The 411-nt window shown below is 62.3% G+C and carries 1 protein-coding gene; it reads right to left on the bottom strand.

What is annotated here, in order from left to right; genetic code table 11:
* The coding region (locus EN859_RS35550) for a CBS domain-containing protein (protein ID WP_135913630.1) at positions 1-411 on the bottom strand (411 nt) is incomplete at both ends.

Genomic DNA, 411 nt, shown 5'->3' with positions numbered 1-411 from the left:
CGCCTCCATGCCGCCGAAACGATGCACGTCCTCGGTCGTCTCCTCGATCATCGTGTCGATGATGTCGTCGACGGTGACGATGCCGAGGATCCTGCCGTGGTCCACCACCGGCAAGGCGAGCAGGTCGTATTTGGAGATGGTCTGCGCCAGGTTCTCGCGATCGGTGAGCGGCGTCACCGTCACCGGCATACGATCAGGCGCCACCGACAGGATCGAATCCTCCGGGTTGCCCGTGATCAACCGGCGCAACCCGGTCGAACGCAAAAGGAGCTGCGTCTGCGGATCGACGATGTAGATAGCGTAGATGGTTTCGCGCGTGCGCTCTACCTTGCGGATGTAGTCGAGCGTGCGGCCGACGGTCCAATCCGAAGGCACGCTGACGAATTCCGTCGTCATGATCGATGCGGCGCT

The organism is Mesorhizobium sp. M00.F.Ca.ET.216.01.1.1 (assembly GCF_004010325.2).
In the GTDB taxonomy this organism is placed as follows: Bacteria; Pseudomonadota; Alphaproteobacteria; order Rhizobiales; family Rhizobiaceae; genus Mesorhizobium.
This window is presented reverse-complemented; position numbering and strand designations above follow the sequence as displayed.